Source organism: Qipengyuania sp. YIM B01966 (assembly GCF_016461955.1).
Taxonomy (GTDB): Bacteria; Pseudomonadota; Alphaproteobacteria; order Sphingomonadales; family Sphingomonadaceae; genus QFOP01.
In genome coordinates, this window is record NZ_JADMNM010000001.1 from 192,933 (window position 1) to 207,118 (window position 14,186).

Sequence of the window (14,186 nt, forward strand, 5' to 3'; positions counted from 1 at the left end):
TCGGGTCTGCGCCCCTTTTGTGCAGCGCACAAGAGCCGCCTTGCCCTTGCCCGCCCTGCGCCCTAGATCGGCGGCGTGACGCGTGCTGTCCCCCTGACCTTTGCCGTGCCCAAGGGGCGCATTCTCGACGAGGCGCTGCCCGTCATGGCGAAGGCCGGCATCGTGCCGGAAAGCGCCTTTTCCGAACCGGCGAGCCGCAGCCTCACCTTCCCCACAACACGCGTCGATATGCGCCTGATACGCGTGCGGGCGTTCGACGTCGCAACCTTCGTCGCCCATGGCGCGGCGCAGGCGGGCATTGTCGGTTCGGACGTGATCGAGGAATTCGACTATTCCGACCTCTATGCCCCGGTCGATCTCGGCATTGGCCGGTGCCGCCTGTCGGTCGCCGAACAGGAGGCGGGCGCGGCCAGCATCGACCGGGCCAGCCATGTGCGCGTGGCGACCAAATATCCTGCCATCACCCGCCGCCATTTCGCCGCGCGCGGGATTCAGGCCGAATGCGTCAAGCTGAACGGGGCGATGGAAATCGCCCCCGCGCTCGGCCTTGCCGGGCGGATTGTCGATCTCGTCTCGAGCGGGCGGACACTGGCCGAAAACGGGCTGGTGGAGACTGATCGGGTGCTCGACGTGACGGCGCGGCTGGTGGTCAACCGCGCCGCGCTCAAGACCGACCCCCGCGTCGGCGCGATTGTCGAGGCGTTCCGCGCCGCCACGGCAGAGCCGGCCTGATGCAACTGCTGCGCGCCAGCGATGCGGGGTTCGAGCAGGCTTTCGCCAGGCTGGTCACAGACCGGCGGGAAAGCGGCACCGATGTCGCGCGCGGCGTGGCCGACATCCTGCGCCAGGTGCGCGACCTGCGCGATGAAGCCCTCGTCGAGCTGACCACGCAACTGGACGATCACAGCCTCGGCACAGATGGCAGTGGCTGGCGCTTCACGGCAGAAGATTGCGCCGCCGCCCATGCCGCGCTGGCGCCAGAACTGGCGGCGGCGCTGGCGCTCGCGGCGGAGCGGATTACCGCCTATCACCGCGATCAATTGCCGGCCGACCGCGATTTCACCGATGCGGCGGGGGCGCGGCTGGGGGCGCGCTGGCGGCCGGTCGATGCGGCTGGGCTCTATGTGCCCGGCGGGCGGGCGGCTTATCCCTCATCGCTGTTGATGAACGCCATTCCGGCGAAGGTTGCCGGGGTGGAGCGACTGGTCGTCACCACCCCCACGCCGGGTGGCCAGGTCAATCCGCTGGTGCTCGCCGCGGCGCATATCGCCGGAGTGGACGAAATCTGGCGGATCGGCGGGGCGCAGGCGATTGCCGCGCTCGCCTACGGCACCGAGAACATCGCCCCGGTCAATGTCATCACCGGCCCGGGCAATGCCTGGGTCGCCGAGGCCAAGCGCCAGCTTTACGGCATGGTCGGGATCGACATGGTTGCCGGGCCGAGCGAAATCCTCGTCATTGCTGACGCGCGGAACGATCCGGCGATCATTGCCGCCGATCTGCTCAGCCAGGCCGAGCATGACCCCGCCGCGCAGGCGATCCTGATCACCGACGATGCCGGTTTCGCCGCGCAGGTCGAGGATGCGGTCGATGTCGCCGCCGTCCAGCTCGTCACGCACGCCGTCGCCCGCGCGAGCTGGGATGCGCACGGCGCGATCATCGTGGTCGATGCGCTGGCCGATGCGGTCCCGCTCGCCAACCGGCTGGCGGCGGAACACGTTGAGCTCGCGGTTGACGATCCCGAAGCGCTGTTTGCGGGTCTGCGCCATGCCGGCAGCGTGTTCTTGGGGCGGCAGACGCCCGAGGCGATCGGCGATTATGTCGCCGGGCCCAACCACGTCCTGCCCACCGGCCGCCGCGCCGCCTTTGCCAGCGGGCTGTCGGTGCTCGATTTCATGAAGCGCACCAGCTTCATCGCGCTTGATAACCGGGCGCTGGCCGCAATCGGCCCGGCCGCCATCACGCTGGCCCATGCCGAGGGATTGCCCGCACACGCCCGCTCGGTCGAATTGCGCCTGCAAGGAATGCCTAACCCATGACCTCCCCCGCCCAGGCCCGCTCGGCCGCCCGCTTGGCCGCCGTGCAGGCGCTGTATCAGCAGCATATGGAGCGTACCGCCCTGCCGCGGCTGCTCGACGAATTTCACCAGCACCGCCTGGGCGCCGAGATCGAGGACGCGCAATTTGCCGCCGCCGACGTGGCGTTGTTCGACGATATCGTGCGCGGCGTCGATGCGCGGCGGGACGAGATCGACGCGCTGATCGCCGGGCGCCTCGCTGCCGGGTGGACGGTCGCGCGGATGGACAAGACCATGCTGCAGATCCTGCGCGCCGGCAGCTACGAACTGCTCGCCCGCGCCGACGTGCCGCTGGGCGCGGTGATCAGCGAATATGTCGATGTCGCCAAGGCGTTCTTCGACGACCGCGAGGCGAAATTCGCCAACGGCGTGCTGGATGCGGTCGGCAAACAGGTCCGGCCCGGTTGATGCCGGAACCCGGCGAGTGCGCCTTTCTCGAGCGGCTGCGACGCCTGCCCCTCCATCCCGGTGCGCGCGGGCTGGCGGATGATTGCGCGGTGGTCCCGCTGGGCAGCGAGACGCTGGTCGTGACACACGACATGATGGCCGAGAGCGTTCATTGGCTGCCCGGCCAAGACCCGGTCGACATTGCCTGGAAGCTGGTGGCGGTGAACCTGTCCGACCTGGCCGCCAAGGGCGCAGAGCCGGTGGGCGTGCTGCTTGGCTACAGCCTGCAAGGAGGGGATGCGGACGATGCCTTCCAGATTGGCCTCAGCGAGGCGCTCAGCGCCTTTTCGGCGCCGCTGCTGGGTGGGGACACAATCTGTTGGAAAGGCGCTGTGCATGGCCTGACGGCGCTTGGACGGGCAACCCATCTTCCCGTGCCCTCGCGCGGGGGCGCGCAGCCGGGCGATACGCTGTGGGTCACGGGCACGATCGGCGCCGCGCTCGCCGGGTTCGAGGCGCTCAAGGCGGGCGATACCGGGCCCGCCAGCGCGCCCTATCGCCGGCCGGTGCCGCTGCTGGCAGAGGGGCGCGCGCTCGCCCCGCTGGTCAGCGCGATGATGGATGCGTCGGACGGGCTGCTGCTCGATGCCTGGCGGATCGCGCAGGCGAGCGGCGCGCGGCTGGTGATTGACAGGAACGCCGTGCCGATTGCCCTGCCCAACACTCGCCGCGACGAGGCCTTGCGCTGGGGCGACGATTATCAATTGCTGTTCACGCTCCCCGCCGGAGCAGCGCTGCCGCCGGTGCCGGCCACCTGCATCGGCCAGGTGGAGCGCGGCGCGCCAGCGCTGGTGCTGGACGGCGCGGTGCTGGACGATCCCGCAACGCTCGGTTTCCTGCACGGCTAGGCTTGCCAGTACCGCCTTGCCGATTATAGCAGGCGGCCAAGAAGCCCGTAACAGGGGCCGTTTTCACCGCAGGGAGGGACCAAAGGTGGATCTCGTTACCATATCCATTGTGCTGGGCTTGCTGGCCGTCGTGTACGGCTTTGTCACCAGCCGCCAGGTGCTGGGTTCCAGCGCCGGCAATGCAAAGATGCAGGAAATCGCCGGCGCCATTCAGGAAGGCGCGCAGGCCTATCTGCGGCGGCAATATACCACCATCGGCATCGTCGGGGTGATCGTGGCGGTGCTGGTGTTCGTGTTTCTCGGGACCATTCCAGCTGTCGGCTTCGTGATTGGCGCGGTCCTGTCAGGCGTCGCCGGCTTCATCGGCATGAACATCTCGGTCCGGGCCAATGTCCGCACTGCGCAGGCCGCATCGACCGGGCTGCAGCAAGGGCTGACCATGGCCTTCCGTGCGGGCGCGATCACCGGGATGCTGGTGGCGGGCCTCGCTCTGCTCGCGATAGCGGTATTCTTCTGGCATCTCACGTCGAATGGCGCGCTTGGCCATGGCCTCGCGCCCAATGACCGGCGGGTGATCGATGGCCTCGTCGGCCTTGCCTTCGGCGCCTCGCTTATTTCGATCTTCGCCCGCCTTGGCGGCGGCATCTTCACCAAGGCGGCTGACGTCGGCGCCGACCTCGTCGGCAAAGTCGAAGCCGGTATCCCCGAAGACGATCCACGCAACCCGGCGGTGATCGCCGACAATGTCGGCGACAATGTTGGCGACTGCGCCGGCATGGCCGCCGATCTGTTCGAAACCTATGTCGTCACCGTCGGCGCCACCATGGTGCTGACCGCGCTCTTGATGAAAGGTCTCGGCGATCTGCTGATGCCGATGATGGCGCTGCCGCTACTGATCGGCGGGGCGTGCATCGTCACCTCGATCATCGGCACCTATTTCGTCCGCCTGGGCGGCGGGAAGAACGTCATGGGCGCGATGTACAAGGGCTTCCTTGTCACCGCGGTGCTGTCCGTGCCGCTGATCTGGCTGTGCATCGACCAAGCGATCGGCCTCAACACGGTCATCGGCGGCAGCCTGACCGATGTCGCGGCCGGCCAGCCGGTGGCGGAAGAGGGTCTGGCCGAACAGGTCGTCGGCTTCAGCGGCTGGGATCTGTTCTGGTGTTCGCTGCTCGGGCTCGTCATCACCGGGCTGATCATCTGGATCACCGAATACTACACCGGGACGAATTACCGCCCGGTCCGCTCGATCGCCAAGGCGTCGGAAACGGGCCACGGCACCAACGTCATCCAGGGCCTCGCCATCAGCCTCGAGGCGACGGCGCTGCCGACGCTGGTGATCGTCGGCGGGATCGTCATCGCCTACCAGCTCGCCGGGCTGATCGGGATTGCCTATGCGGCAACCGCGATGCTGGCGCTGGCCGGGATGGTCGTGGCGCTCGACGCCTATGGCCCCGTCACCGACAATGCCGGCGGCATTGCCGAAATGGCCGGGCTGGACGACAGCGTGCGCGAAAAGACTGACCTGCTCGACGCGGTGGGCAACACCACCAAGGCGGTGACCAAGGGGTATGCGATCGGTTCGGCCGGCCTTGCCGCGCTGGTGCTGTTTGCCGCCTACACCACCGACCTTGGCGAATTCTTCCCCAATGTCGACGTCGATTTCAGCCTCGAAAACCCATACGTCATCGTCGGGCTGCTGCTGGGGGCGCTGCTGCCCTATCTGTTCGGCGCGATGGGGATGACCGCCGTCGGCCGTGCGGCGGGTGACGTGGTCAAGGACGTGCGTGAACAGTTCCGCGCCGATGCCGGGATCATGGCCGGGACCAGCCGGCCGAACTATGCGCGTACGGTCGATCTCGTCACGAAGGCAGCGATCAAGGAGATGATCATCCCCTCGCTGCTGCCGGTGCTGGCGCCGATCGTGGTCTATTTCGTCATCACAGCGATTGCCGGCCAGCAGAATGGCTTCGCCGCGCTCGGCGCGCTGCTGCTGGGCGTGATTGTCGGAGGGCTGTTCGTGGCGCTGTCGATGACGGCGGGCGGCGGCGCGTGGGACAATGCCAAGAAGTATATCGAGGACGGCAATCACGGTGGCAAGGGCAGCGATGCCCACAAGGCGGCCGTGACCGGCGATACGGTCGGCGATCCGTACAAGGATACGGCCGGCCCGGCGGTCAACCCGATGATCAAGATTACCAACATCGTCGCGCTGCTGCTGCTGGCCGCGCTGGCCGGCGGTCATTCGGTGATGTAATCGCGCCGCGCGCCGCGCGGTGAACAATCAGCCCCGCCCGGCCCTACGCCCGGCGGGGCTTTTTGCGCGGACCACCGGTTGACGCGCGCGCCCGCCACGCGCAAGCGGGGGCGATGGGATCACGTGACACGCAGGGCGGCGAACCCGCCGACCCGCCGCCGCAGGAACTGGTCGATGCGCTGGTCGCGCTGTTGACAGTCGAACAGACCGGCCCCGATCATTGGCGCGGGCGCCCGCAGCCCGGTGGCAAGGGCCGGGTGTTCGGCGGCCAGGTCATCGCGCAAGCGCTACAGGCGGCGCAGGCCTCGGCCCCCGAGGGCAAGGTCGCCCATTCGCTGCATGCCTATTTCCTGCGCGGCGGGGAGGAGGGCCCACCGACCGACTACACCATCGCCCGCGATTTCGACGGTCGAAGCTTCGCCAATCGCCGCGTGGTCGCCAGCCAGGGCGAAGGCGCCGCGGCGCGGCCGATCCTCAACCTCACGGCCAGTTTCCAGACCCCGGAAAGCGGGCTTCACCATCAGGCCGCCCCGATGCCCGATGTGCCCGATCCCGATACCCTGCGCCCCGATATGGAGCAGCGGCACGCGGTTGTCGAACGGCTCGGCGACAAGCTCAGCGAAGGGCAGCGGGCGATGATCCTGCGCCCGCGCCCGATCGAAATGCGGACCAGCGACAAGCTGCACTGGATGAACAGCGAACCGCGCGAGCCCACCGCGCATAGCTGGTTCCGCACCGTCGCGCCGCTGCCCGACGATCCGGCGATCCACCGCGCGGTTATCGCCTATGCCAGCGACTACACGCTGCTCGGCACCGCCGCGCTCCCGCACGGGGTCAGCTGGATGCGCGGCGAGACGGTCGGCGCCAGCCTCGACCATGCGATCTGGTTCCACGAGGAGGCGCGGGCCGATGAATGGCTGCTCTATGCGACTGACAGCCCCTGGTCGGGCGGCGGGCGCGGCTATAATCGCGGGCAGATCTTCACTCGCGATGGGCGGCTGGTCGCCAGCGTGGCACAGGAAGGGATGATCCGCCTCGCCAAGCGAAAACCCGGCGAGGGCGATGGCGACTAGGCGCCGAGGAACGCGGCCGCGCGCGCGCGATGGGGCGCGATGTCCAGCCCGCGCCCGGCGAGCCAGGCATCGTCGTAATAGGTGCCGGCATAGCGCAAGCCCGCATCGCACAGGATCGTCACCACCGAACCGGTCTGCCCGGCGGCGGCCATCTCCTCGATCAGGGTCATGCAGCCGAACAGGTTGGTCCCGGTCGAACCGCCGACCCGCCGGCCCAGCCGTTCGCTGAGCGCGCGCATCGCGCCAATGCTGGCGGCGTCGGGCACGGCGATCATCCGGTCAACCAGCTCGGGAATGAAGCTCGGCTCCACCCGCGGGCGGCCGATTCCTTCGATCAGGCAGCATTCCCCCGGCGGCGGCGCGGTGACGCTGCGATCGGCGAAATGGCGATGGAACACGGACCCTTCGGGGTCCGCCACGCACAGTCGGGTGGCGAACCGGCCATAGCGGATGAACCGGCCCAGCGTGGCCGAAGTGCCGCCGGTGCCCGCCCCGCAGGCAATCCAGCGCGGCACCGGGTGCTCTTCCAGCGCCATCTGGTCGAAGATGCTTTCGGCGATATTGTTATTGCCGCGCCAGTCGGTCGCCCGCTCGGCATAGGTGAACTGGTCGAGGAAATGCCCACCGCGCTGCTGCGCCAGTTCGTGCGCTACATGATAGACCTGTGCCGGGTCGGCTACCTCGTGGACATCGCCGCCATAAAAGCGGATCGCCTCGATCTTCACCGCCGATGTGCCCGCCGGCACCACCGCGACAAAGGGCAGGCCGAGCAGCCGGGCGAAATAGGCTTCGGACACGGCCGTCGATCCGCTGGTCGCATCGACCAGCAGCGTGTCGGGGCCGATCCACTGGTTGCACAGGCCATAGAGGATCAGCGATCGCGCCAGCCGATGCTTGAGACTGCCGGTCGGGTGGACCGATTCGTCCTTGAGGTACAGCGCGATGCCCGGAAAGCGCGGCAGGTCGAGGCGGATCAGATGGGTATCGGCCGACCGGTTGAAGTCTGCCTCGATGCGGCGCACCGCCTCGTTCGTCCAGTCGCGCAGATCCTGTGCCATGCCGCTTCCCTTAGCCGCCGGCGTGGTAGAAATCATAGACCTTCTGCGCCACGCCCGCGCTGATACCCGGCGCGCGCTGCAAATCCTCGAGACTGGCCGCGCGCACCCGCCCGGCCGTGCCGAAATGGAGCAGCAGCGCCCGCTTGCGCGACGGGCCGACGCCGGGGATTTCGTCGAGCGGGCTGGCAGTGATCGCCCGGCTGCGCTTCGCCCGGTGCGCGCCGATGGCGAAGCGGTGAACCTCGTCGCGCAGAGTTTGCAGATAGAACAGTAGCGGCGAGTTCACCGGCAGGGTCTTTTCCCGCCCGTCGGGGAAATGGAACACCTCGCGCCCTTCGCGCCCGTGATGCGGGCCTTTGGCGATGCCGATCACCGGCACGTCCTCGATCCCGAGTTCCTCCAGCACGGCCATCACGCTGGAGACTTGCCCCTTGCCGCCGTCGATCAGCACCAGGTCAGGCCAGGTGGTCTCGTGGCCGGCGGGTTTGCTGGCCGAGGGCTGGGCTGTGCTTCGAGACGGTTCGGACTGTGTCCGCACCTCCTCAGGACGAACGGATGTTGTGTCACCCCGTTCGTCCTGAGGAGCGGGTGAAGCCGCAGGCTGAAGCCCCGTCTCGAAGGACGCCAACCCCCGGAACCGCCGGCCGATGACCTCGCGCATCATGGCGAAATCGTCGTTGGTCTGCGCCGAGCGGATGTTGAACTTGCGATACTGGCCTTTCACGAACCCGGCGGCGTCGGCCACCACCATCGCGCCCAGCGCCTTGTCGCCCTGAATATGGCTGTTGTCGTAAATCTCGATCCGGCCGGGCGGTTCGTCGAGTTCGAGGAAATCGGCGAGTTCGCGCATCCGGGCGGCCTTGGTGCCGGTTTCGGCCAATCGCCGGTCGAGCGCGTCGGCGGCGTTGCGCTGCGCCTGTTGCATCAGCCGTCGCCGGTCGCCGCGCTGGGGGACCGAAATCTCGACGCGGTGACCGGATGCTTCGCCAAGTGCCTCGGCCAGCACCGCGGCCTCGGGCAATTCCCGATCGACCAGAATGGTCCGCGGCGGCGGCACCTCTTCGTAGAATTGCGCCAATACGTCCGTCATTACCTCGTCCTCGCCCACCTCGGCGGTGTGGCGGGGGAAAAAAGCACGGTGGCCCCAATTCTGTCCGCCGCGGACGAAGAAGGCCTGGATACCCATCTGCCCGCCCTTGGCGGCGAGCGCGAAGATATCGGCATCGCCAACCGCCGCCGCGTTGATCGCCTGGCTGCCCTGGATGAAGGTCGCCGCGCGCAGCCGGTCGCGCAGCAGCGCTGCGCGTTCGAAATCGAGATCGGCTGCCGCTTCGGCCATCTGTCGTTCCATCCGCGCCTGCACTGCACCCGACTTGCCGCCGAGAAATTCCTTGGCCTCGCGCACGAGTTCGGCATAGCCTGCCTGATCGATCCGCCCGACGCAGGGTGCGGAGCAGCGCTTGATCTGGTAGAGCAGGCAGGGCCGGTCGCGGCGGGCGAAGAAGCTGTCGGTGCAGCTTCTCAGCAGGAACAGCTTTTGCAGCGCATTGATGGTCGTATTGACTGATCCGGCGCTGGCGAACGGCCCGTAATAATTGCCTTTCGCCCGCCGCGCGCCGCGATGTTTCGTCAACCGCGGAAAGCTGTGATCGGCGCGGAGCAGAATGAACGGGAAGCTCTTATCGTCGCGCAAAAGCACGTTGTAAGGCGGGCGAAACCGCTTGATCAGCTGGGCTTCGAGTAGCAGCGCCTCGGCTTCCGAATTGGTGGTGACAATTTCCATCGCGCGGGTCTGGCTGACCATGCGCCGCAGCCGGTTGGAAAGGTTCGTGACCTGCGTGTAATTGGCGACGCGGTTCTTCAGCGCGCGCGCCTTGCCAACATAGAGCACATCGCCCTTGGCATCGACCATCCGGTAGACGCCGGGCTTGGGCTTCAGCGTCCGCACCGTCTCCCGGATCGCGGCCACGCCGGCCTCGATATCGGGCTGCGAGCCCTTGACGGTGGCAGCAGCCTGCGTCTCGTCGAACCGCGCCTTGCCGCGCGGATCGTGCGGCGTGCCGGCAGAGGAAGGGATGCGAACCATGCGCGGCCACAGATAGGTGGCGCGGCGAAAAAGGGAAGTTGCCCGCGCGCGGCAATAGCATAGAGCGCGCGCATGGACGGGCAGCATTTCGACGCGATCGTGCTGGGCGCCGGGGCGGCCGGCCTGATGTGCGCCGCGCGCGGCGGGCAGCGCGGCCTCAGCGTGCTGGTACTCGAAGGCGCGGCTGAACCGGGGCGCAAGATCCTGATTTCCGGCGGCGGGCGCTGCAATTTCACCAATCTCGGCGCCGGGCCAGCCAACTACCTGTCGGCCAATCCGCATTTCGCGAAGTCGGCGCTGGCCCGCTACACTCCGCGTGATTTTCTGTCGCTGGTCGAGGCGCATGGCATCGCTTGGCACGAAAAGACGCTGGGCCAGCTATTCTGCGACGGCTCCGCGCGGCAAGTGGTCGCGATGCTGCTGGAAGAATGTGCGCGCGGCAATGTGACCCTCCGCTGCGGAGAGACGGTCCGCGCCGTCGATGCGGGCTATGCGGTGACGACCGACACCGGCCGTTACACCGCGCCGCAACTGGTCATCGCCACCGGCGGCCCATCGATCCCGAAGATGGGCGCGAGCGATTTCGCCTATCGCCTTGCACGCCAGTTCGGCCTCAAGATCGCCGAGCCGCGTCCGGCGCTAGTCCCCCTGACACTGGGAGGCGAGGAACTGCTGTTTCGGGAATTGTCGGGCGTAGCCACCCCCGTGATCGCCCGAGCGACACGCGGCCCCGCTTTCCGCGAGGCGGCTTTGTTCACCCATCGCGGGCTCAGCGGGCCGGCAATCCTGCAAGTCTCGTCATTTTGGCGGCGGGGTGAAGCGGTCGTGCTCAACCTGCTCCCCGATGCCGCAGCAGGGTGGTTAGCGGGGGCCAAACGGCACACACCGCGCACAAACCTGCCCACCGCCTTGCGCGAACATCTGCCGCAGCGGCTGGCCGAGGCATTGGCGGCGCGGCTGGAGGCGGACGGGTTGCCCAACCGCGAGCTGGGCAACTGGCCCGACAAGGCGCTGGCAACGGCCGAACTGCGCCTTGCCAGCTGGGCCTTCACACCCACTGGCAGCGAGGGCTTCGCCAAGGCCGAGGTGACCGCCGGCGGCATCGCCACTGACGACTTGTCGCAGCAGACGATGGAGGCGCGGCGTGTGCCCGGCCTGTATGCCATTGGCGAGGCAGTCGATGTGACCGGCTGGCTCGGCGGCTATAACTTCCAGTGGGCCTGGGCGAGCGCGGTCGCGGCCGGCGATGCGCTGCGCCGCGCGCCCTAGAACAGCTTACGCAATTCGAGCTCGATGAACCGCCCCCGCGGGTCGATCAGGCCGGGTTGATAGGATAGTGGGACCGTGCCACTCCCGTCGGTCACCCGCTGATAGCTGTCGAACAGATTATCGACCCGCAGCGACAGTCGTGTGCCCTTGAGCCAACCGGCCTCCTCGCCCACCAGCCAGCGTTGCTGTTCGAGATTGGCAAACAGGCGCAGGTTGATTGTCGCCAGCCCGCCAAAGCGCAGATCGCTCGATCCGGGCAGCCCGCTGCCGCGCAGGCGCGTGGGCGAGGCATAGGCGCCCGACAGCCGCGCGCCGAGCCCGTCGCGGAACGCGCCGCCTTCCAGTTCGACCCGGTGGCGCGAGACCCCGCCGCTGCCGACCGCATCGCCCGCCAGCAGATCGAGTTCGGGCAGACCAGGCGCAATCAGCACGCGGTTGCCCAGTTCGACCGTATGATAGAGCGAGACATTGAACCGCCCCTGCCCGTCACCAGGTCCGCCGAACATACCGCCCATCATCCCGCCGCGCGGGGCCCCGCTACCGCCTTGCGTCGGAGCTGGGGCGGGTGTCGGCACCGCCGCCATCCGCGCCGGGTCCGCCGCACAGACCCGTTCGCGTAGCGCCGCCAGACGGGCGGGATCCACTTGGCCATCGGGCCCCTTGACCCGATCCGCCACCGCCGCCGGTAGCGAAGCGATATCGGGCACCCCGCCCTCGATTCCGCAGGCGAGTGTGCGGCGCAAGGCGGCAAAGGCGGCCGGATCGAAGGCGCGCGGCGCGCCGTCGCCGGTACAGAAACGCTGACGCAAGATGGCTACGCGCGCGGGGTCGATCTGCCCGTCCGCCCCCCGCAGGCGGGCCACCATCTCTTCGGGCACGCCGGTCAGATCGGGCATCTGCCCCTCTGGAGTGGCGCAGAAACGCGCGCGCAATTCGGCAAAGCGCACGGGGTCAAAGCGCATTCCGGCTCCCGGTGCCGCCACCGTCCCCGGTCCCGCTTGTTCTGGAGCGGGTGTGGCATTCGTCAGGCTGCCCGGCCCCCTTCCCTCGCCCCGCGCGGCCGACGGCGCGCTCGCCGTGCCAAACCGGCCGAACAGGTTGAAGCCATAGCGAAGGCGCGATGCGCGGCGCTCGGCAAAGGTTACTGGCCGGCGATCGAGCGCCAGCAAGGTGCCATCGCCTGCGCGCGTCACGCGGCCGGGAAACGCCGCCTCGATCGCAGGGGTCAGCACCGGGAAGCTCTCGGTCGTGTCGTCCGAGCTGTTGTGATAATATTCGACGATCACATTGGCCCGGTCGAACAGGTCGATATCGTAGCTGGCCGCGAGTTTCCAGTCGCGCTGGGTTTCGGCCAGCAGCGCCGGGTTGCCCCCGCTGGTGACGCTTGCAAGCACGGTTTCGCCGCGCACGAAATCGTAGAGCGGCAGGTTGAACTGGGTGATCGCCGGCGCGCCCAGATTGGTCAGGCTGGGCGCGATTTCACGCACACGATAGCTGGCCTGAAGCGAAAGCCGTTCGGCCGGGCGCCAGGTCAGCCCGCCATTCCAGCCGATCAGCGTGCCGAAATCCGAGAGGTTCTCGACCCCGCCGCCAAGGTCGAGCGATAGCTCGCCCAGCGCGCCGAGAAACCCTTCGCGCGCGCTCGCCAACGGGATCGCCAGGTTGGCCGACCCCTCGACCCGCCGCCGGTCGAGCTTCGTTTCGCCGAGGCTGTTGCGGCTGTCGCGGCTGTTGATCCCGTTCAGCCGCAGCCCAGCCGCCAGCGTCAGGCCCATAGGGCCGGCAGGCAAGGTGAGCGGCTGGCCGACCAGCGTGGTGAGCGCGTCGACCGTATAGGTGCGGCTGCGCGCATCGTCGTAACCGGCCGGCTCGAGCGCCGGCAGCGGGCCATCGATGGCCAGCAGGCCATTTGCTGCGGCAGCCACCAGCGCGCCACTATCGCGCCGCCGATCGGAGCGCGTTTCAGACCAGCTCATTGCCGTATCGAGTGTGCTCGACAATTGCCATGTGCCCAGCCGCGTGTTGAGACCCGCACCGAAGGCGGCATTATCCGTATTGGTCCGCCGCGCCAGCGGGTCGGTGTCGAGCGTGCGGAGCAGTGCGGCGCCGCCCGGCGCGGTCAGCACGATCTGCTCGAGACCCGAAAGGCCGCGGGTGACCTCGTGCGACAGGTTGCCGTTCAGAGTGAGCTGGCCGCCCATGCCCTCGTCGCCGAGCCCTTGGGTAACCGTCAGATTGCCTTCGACCTGCTCGCTACGCGAGATCAGCGTGCGATATTCTGCCGTGTCTGGCGAATCGGGCAGCGCAGGCGCGCGCGGGGCCGGCTGGATAATCGCGCGCTCCGCCTCCGTCAGCGGCGAGGTGCGGGCGTATTCCAGCGCCGCATTGAACCGGCGGGGTCCGGCAATTCGCAGCAGCGACGCCTCGGCCTCAAGCGCGGAATAGCCGCCACCTGTCGGCATCCCGACATCGAGTTCCAATTCGCGGCTGGCGAAATTGTCCTTGAGGATGATGTTCACCACCCGCGCATCGGGCGGATAGCCGAACCGCACCGCGACCTCTTCGGGGAGCACTTCGACCTTGCGGATCGCCTCGGGCGGGAAACGTCCCATCTCGCGGAAATTTGCGATCCGCTGGCCATTCAGCAGGATCACCGGCCGCCCGCCGCGCCCTCGGCCCGACCCGGTCTGCGGGGTGAGCTGGGCCAGCAGATCGGCAATGGAGGTCGCCCCGTAAGCGGCAATGTCGCGCTCTTCCAGCTCCACAATCGGGGGGACATTGGTATCGACCTCACCGCGCAGCCGGGTGGCAGTGACGACGATTTCGGCGCCATCCTCATCCCCGCTTTCCGCATTCTCGCCAGCTGGTGCGGTATTGGCCGCACCCTCTTGCGCGCGGGCCGCGCCGACTGGCAGCAATGCACAGGCAAGCGCGGCGGCGGAAATGCCGTGGAACCGGGAATAAGCAGCGAAACGCAACGTAAACTTCCTTCTGGCCAGCCCGCTTCGGGTCGCAGGCGTTATCGCCCCCCAAACGCATAACCAACGCACAGGGGCGCGTGTGTCGCCGCG

At 68.0% G+C, this 14,186-nt stretch carries 10 protein-coding genes; 7 read left to right on the forward strand and 3 right to left on the reverse strand.

The features are described 5' to 3' along the window. Window positions 1-75: 75 nt before the first annotated feature. From hisG to ILT46_RS01060, 6 genes are all read left to right on the forward strand, one after another. Entirely contained in the window at window positions 76-732 is a 657-nt protein-coding gene (gene hisG, locus ILT46_RS01035) for an ATP phosphoribosyltransferase (RefSeq protein ID WP_199502772.1), read from the forward strand. After that, window positions 732-2,039, forward strand: coding sequence for a histidinol dehydrogenase (gene hisD, locus ILT46_RS01040; protein ID WP_199502773.1), 1,308 nt, complete (start codon window positions 732-734; stop codon window positions 2,037-2,039). Before hisG ends, hisD begins: the two co-directional genes overlap by 1 nt. Next, window positions 2,036-2,485: a transcription antitermination factor NusB gene (nusB, locus tag ILT46_RS01045; RefSeq protein WP_199502774.1), complete on the forward strand. Its 450-nt coding sequence runs from the start codon at window positions 2,036-2,038 to the stop codon at window positions 2,483-2,485. The genes hisD and nusB overlap by 4 nt, the downstream gene beginning before the upstream one ends. After that, entirely contained in the window at window positions 2,485-3,372 is an 888-nt protein-coding gene (gene thiL / locus ILT46_RS01050; protein ID WP_199503073.1) for a thiamine-phosphate kinase, read from the forward strand. Before nusB ends, thiL begins: the two co-directional genes overlap by 1 nt. An 85-nt stretch (window positions 3,373-3,457) precedes the next feature. Then, a complete protein-coding gene (locus ILT46_RS01055) occupies window positions 3,458-5,629 on the forward strand; it encodes a sodium-translocating pyrophosphatase (protein WP_199502775.1) in 2,172 nt (723 codons plus the stop codon). Between the two features lie 113 nt (window positions 5,630-5,742). Then, window positions 5,743-6,702, forward strand: a complete 960-nt coding sequence (locus tag ILT46_RS01060; protein WP_199502776.1) for an acyl-CoA thioesterase — start codon at window positions 5,743-5,745, stop codon at window positions 6,700-6,702. On the opposite strand, the gene ILT46_RS01065 is transcribed toward ILT46_RS01060, so the two are convergent. Next, the gene (locus ILT46_RS01065) at window positions 6,699-7,760 is read right to left on the reverse strand and encodes a PLP-dependent cysteine synthase family protein (RefSeq protein WP_199502777.1); all 1,062 of its coding nucleotides are present in this window, start codon (window positions 7,758-7,760) and stop codon (window positions 6,699-6,701) included. The two genes, ILT46_RS01060 and ILT46_RS01065, sit on opposite strands and share 4 nt — an antisense overlap. 10 nt (window positions 7,761-7,770) lie before the next feature. Further along, window positions 7,771-9,846: an excinuclease ABC subunit UvrC gene (gene uvrC / locus ILT46_RS01070; RefSeq protein WP_199502778.1), complete on the reverse strand. Its 2,076-nt coding sequence runs from the start codon at window positions 9,844-9,846 to the stop codon at window positions 7,771-7,773. Between the two features lie 72 nt (window positions 9,847-9,918). Here uvrC and ILT46_RS01075 point away from each other — a divergent pair, with 72 nt between their 5' ends. Further along, the gene (locus ILT46_RS01075; RefSeq protein ID WP_199502779.1) at window positions 9,919-11,115 is read left to right on the forward strand and encodes an NAD(P)/FAD-dependent oxidoreductase; all 1,197 of its coding nucleotides are present in this window, start codon (window positions 9,919-9,921) and stop codon (window positions 11,113-11,115) included. Here ILT46_RS01075 and ILT46_RS01080 read toward each other — a convergent pair. Further along, window positions 11,112-14,093, reverse strand: coding sequence for a TonB-dependent receptor plug domain-containing protein (locus tag ILT46_RS01080; protein WP_199502780.1), 2,982 nt, complete (start codon window positions 14,091-14,093; stop codon window positions 11,112-11,114). The genes ILT46_RS01075 and ILT46_RS01080 overlap by 4 nt on opposite strands. Window positions 14,094-14,186 lie beyond the last annotated feature (93 nt).

Bases quoted from the DNA above. Each gene is read 5' to 3' on its own strand.
- hisD (WP_199502773.1), top strand. From the start codon at position 732: ATGCAACTGCTGCGCGCCAGCGATGCGGGGTTCGAGCAGGCTTTCGCC.
- nusB (WP_199502774.1), top strand. From the start codon at position 2,036: ATGACCTCCCCCGCCCAGGCCCGCTCGGCCGCCCGCTTGGCCGCCGTG.
- thiL (WP_199503073.1), top strand. From the start codon at position 2,485: ATGCCGGAACCCGGCGAGTGCGCCTTTCTCGAGCGGCTGCGACGCCTG.
- ILT46_RS01060 (WP_199502776.1), top strand. From the start codon at position 5,743: ATGGGATCACGTGACACGCAGGGCGGCGAACCCGCCGACCCGCCGCCG.
- ILT46_RS01065 (WP_199502777.1), bottom strand. From the start codon at position 7,760: ATGGCACAGGATCTGCGCGACTGGACGAACGAGGCGGTGCGCCGCATC.
- uvrC (WP_199502778.1), bottom strand. From the start codon at position 9,846: ATGGTTCGCATCCCTTCCTCTGCCGGCACGCCGCACGATCCGCGCGGC.
- ILT46_RS01075 (WP_199502779.1), top strand. From the start codon at position 9,919: ATGGACGGGCAGCATTTCGACGCGATCGTGCTGGGCGCCGGGGCGGCC.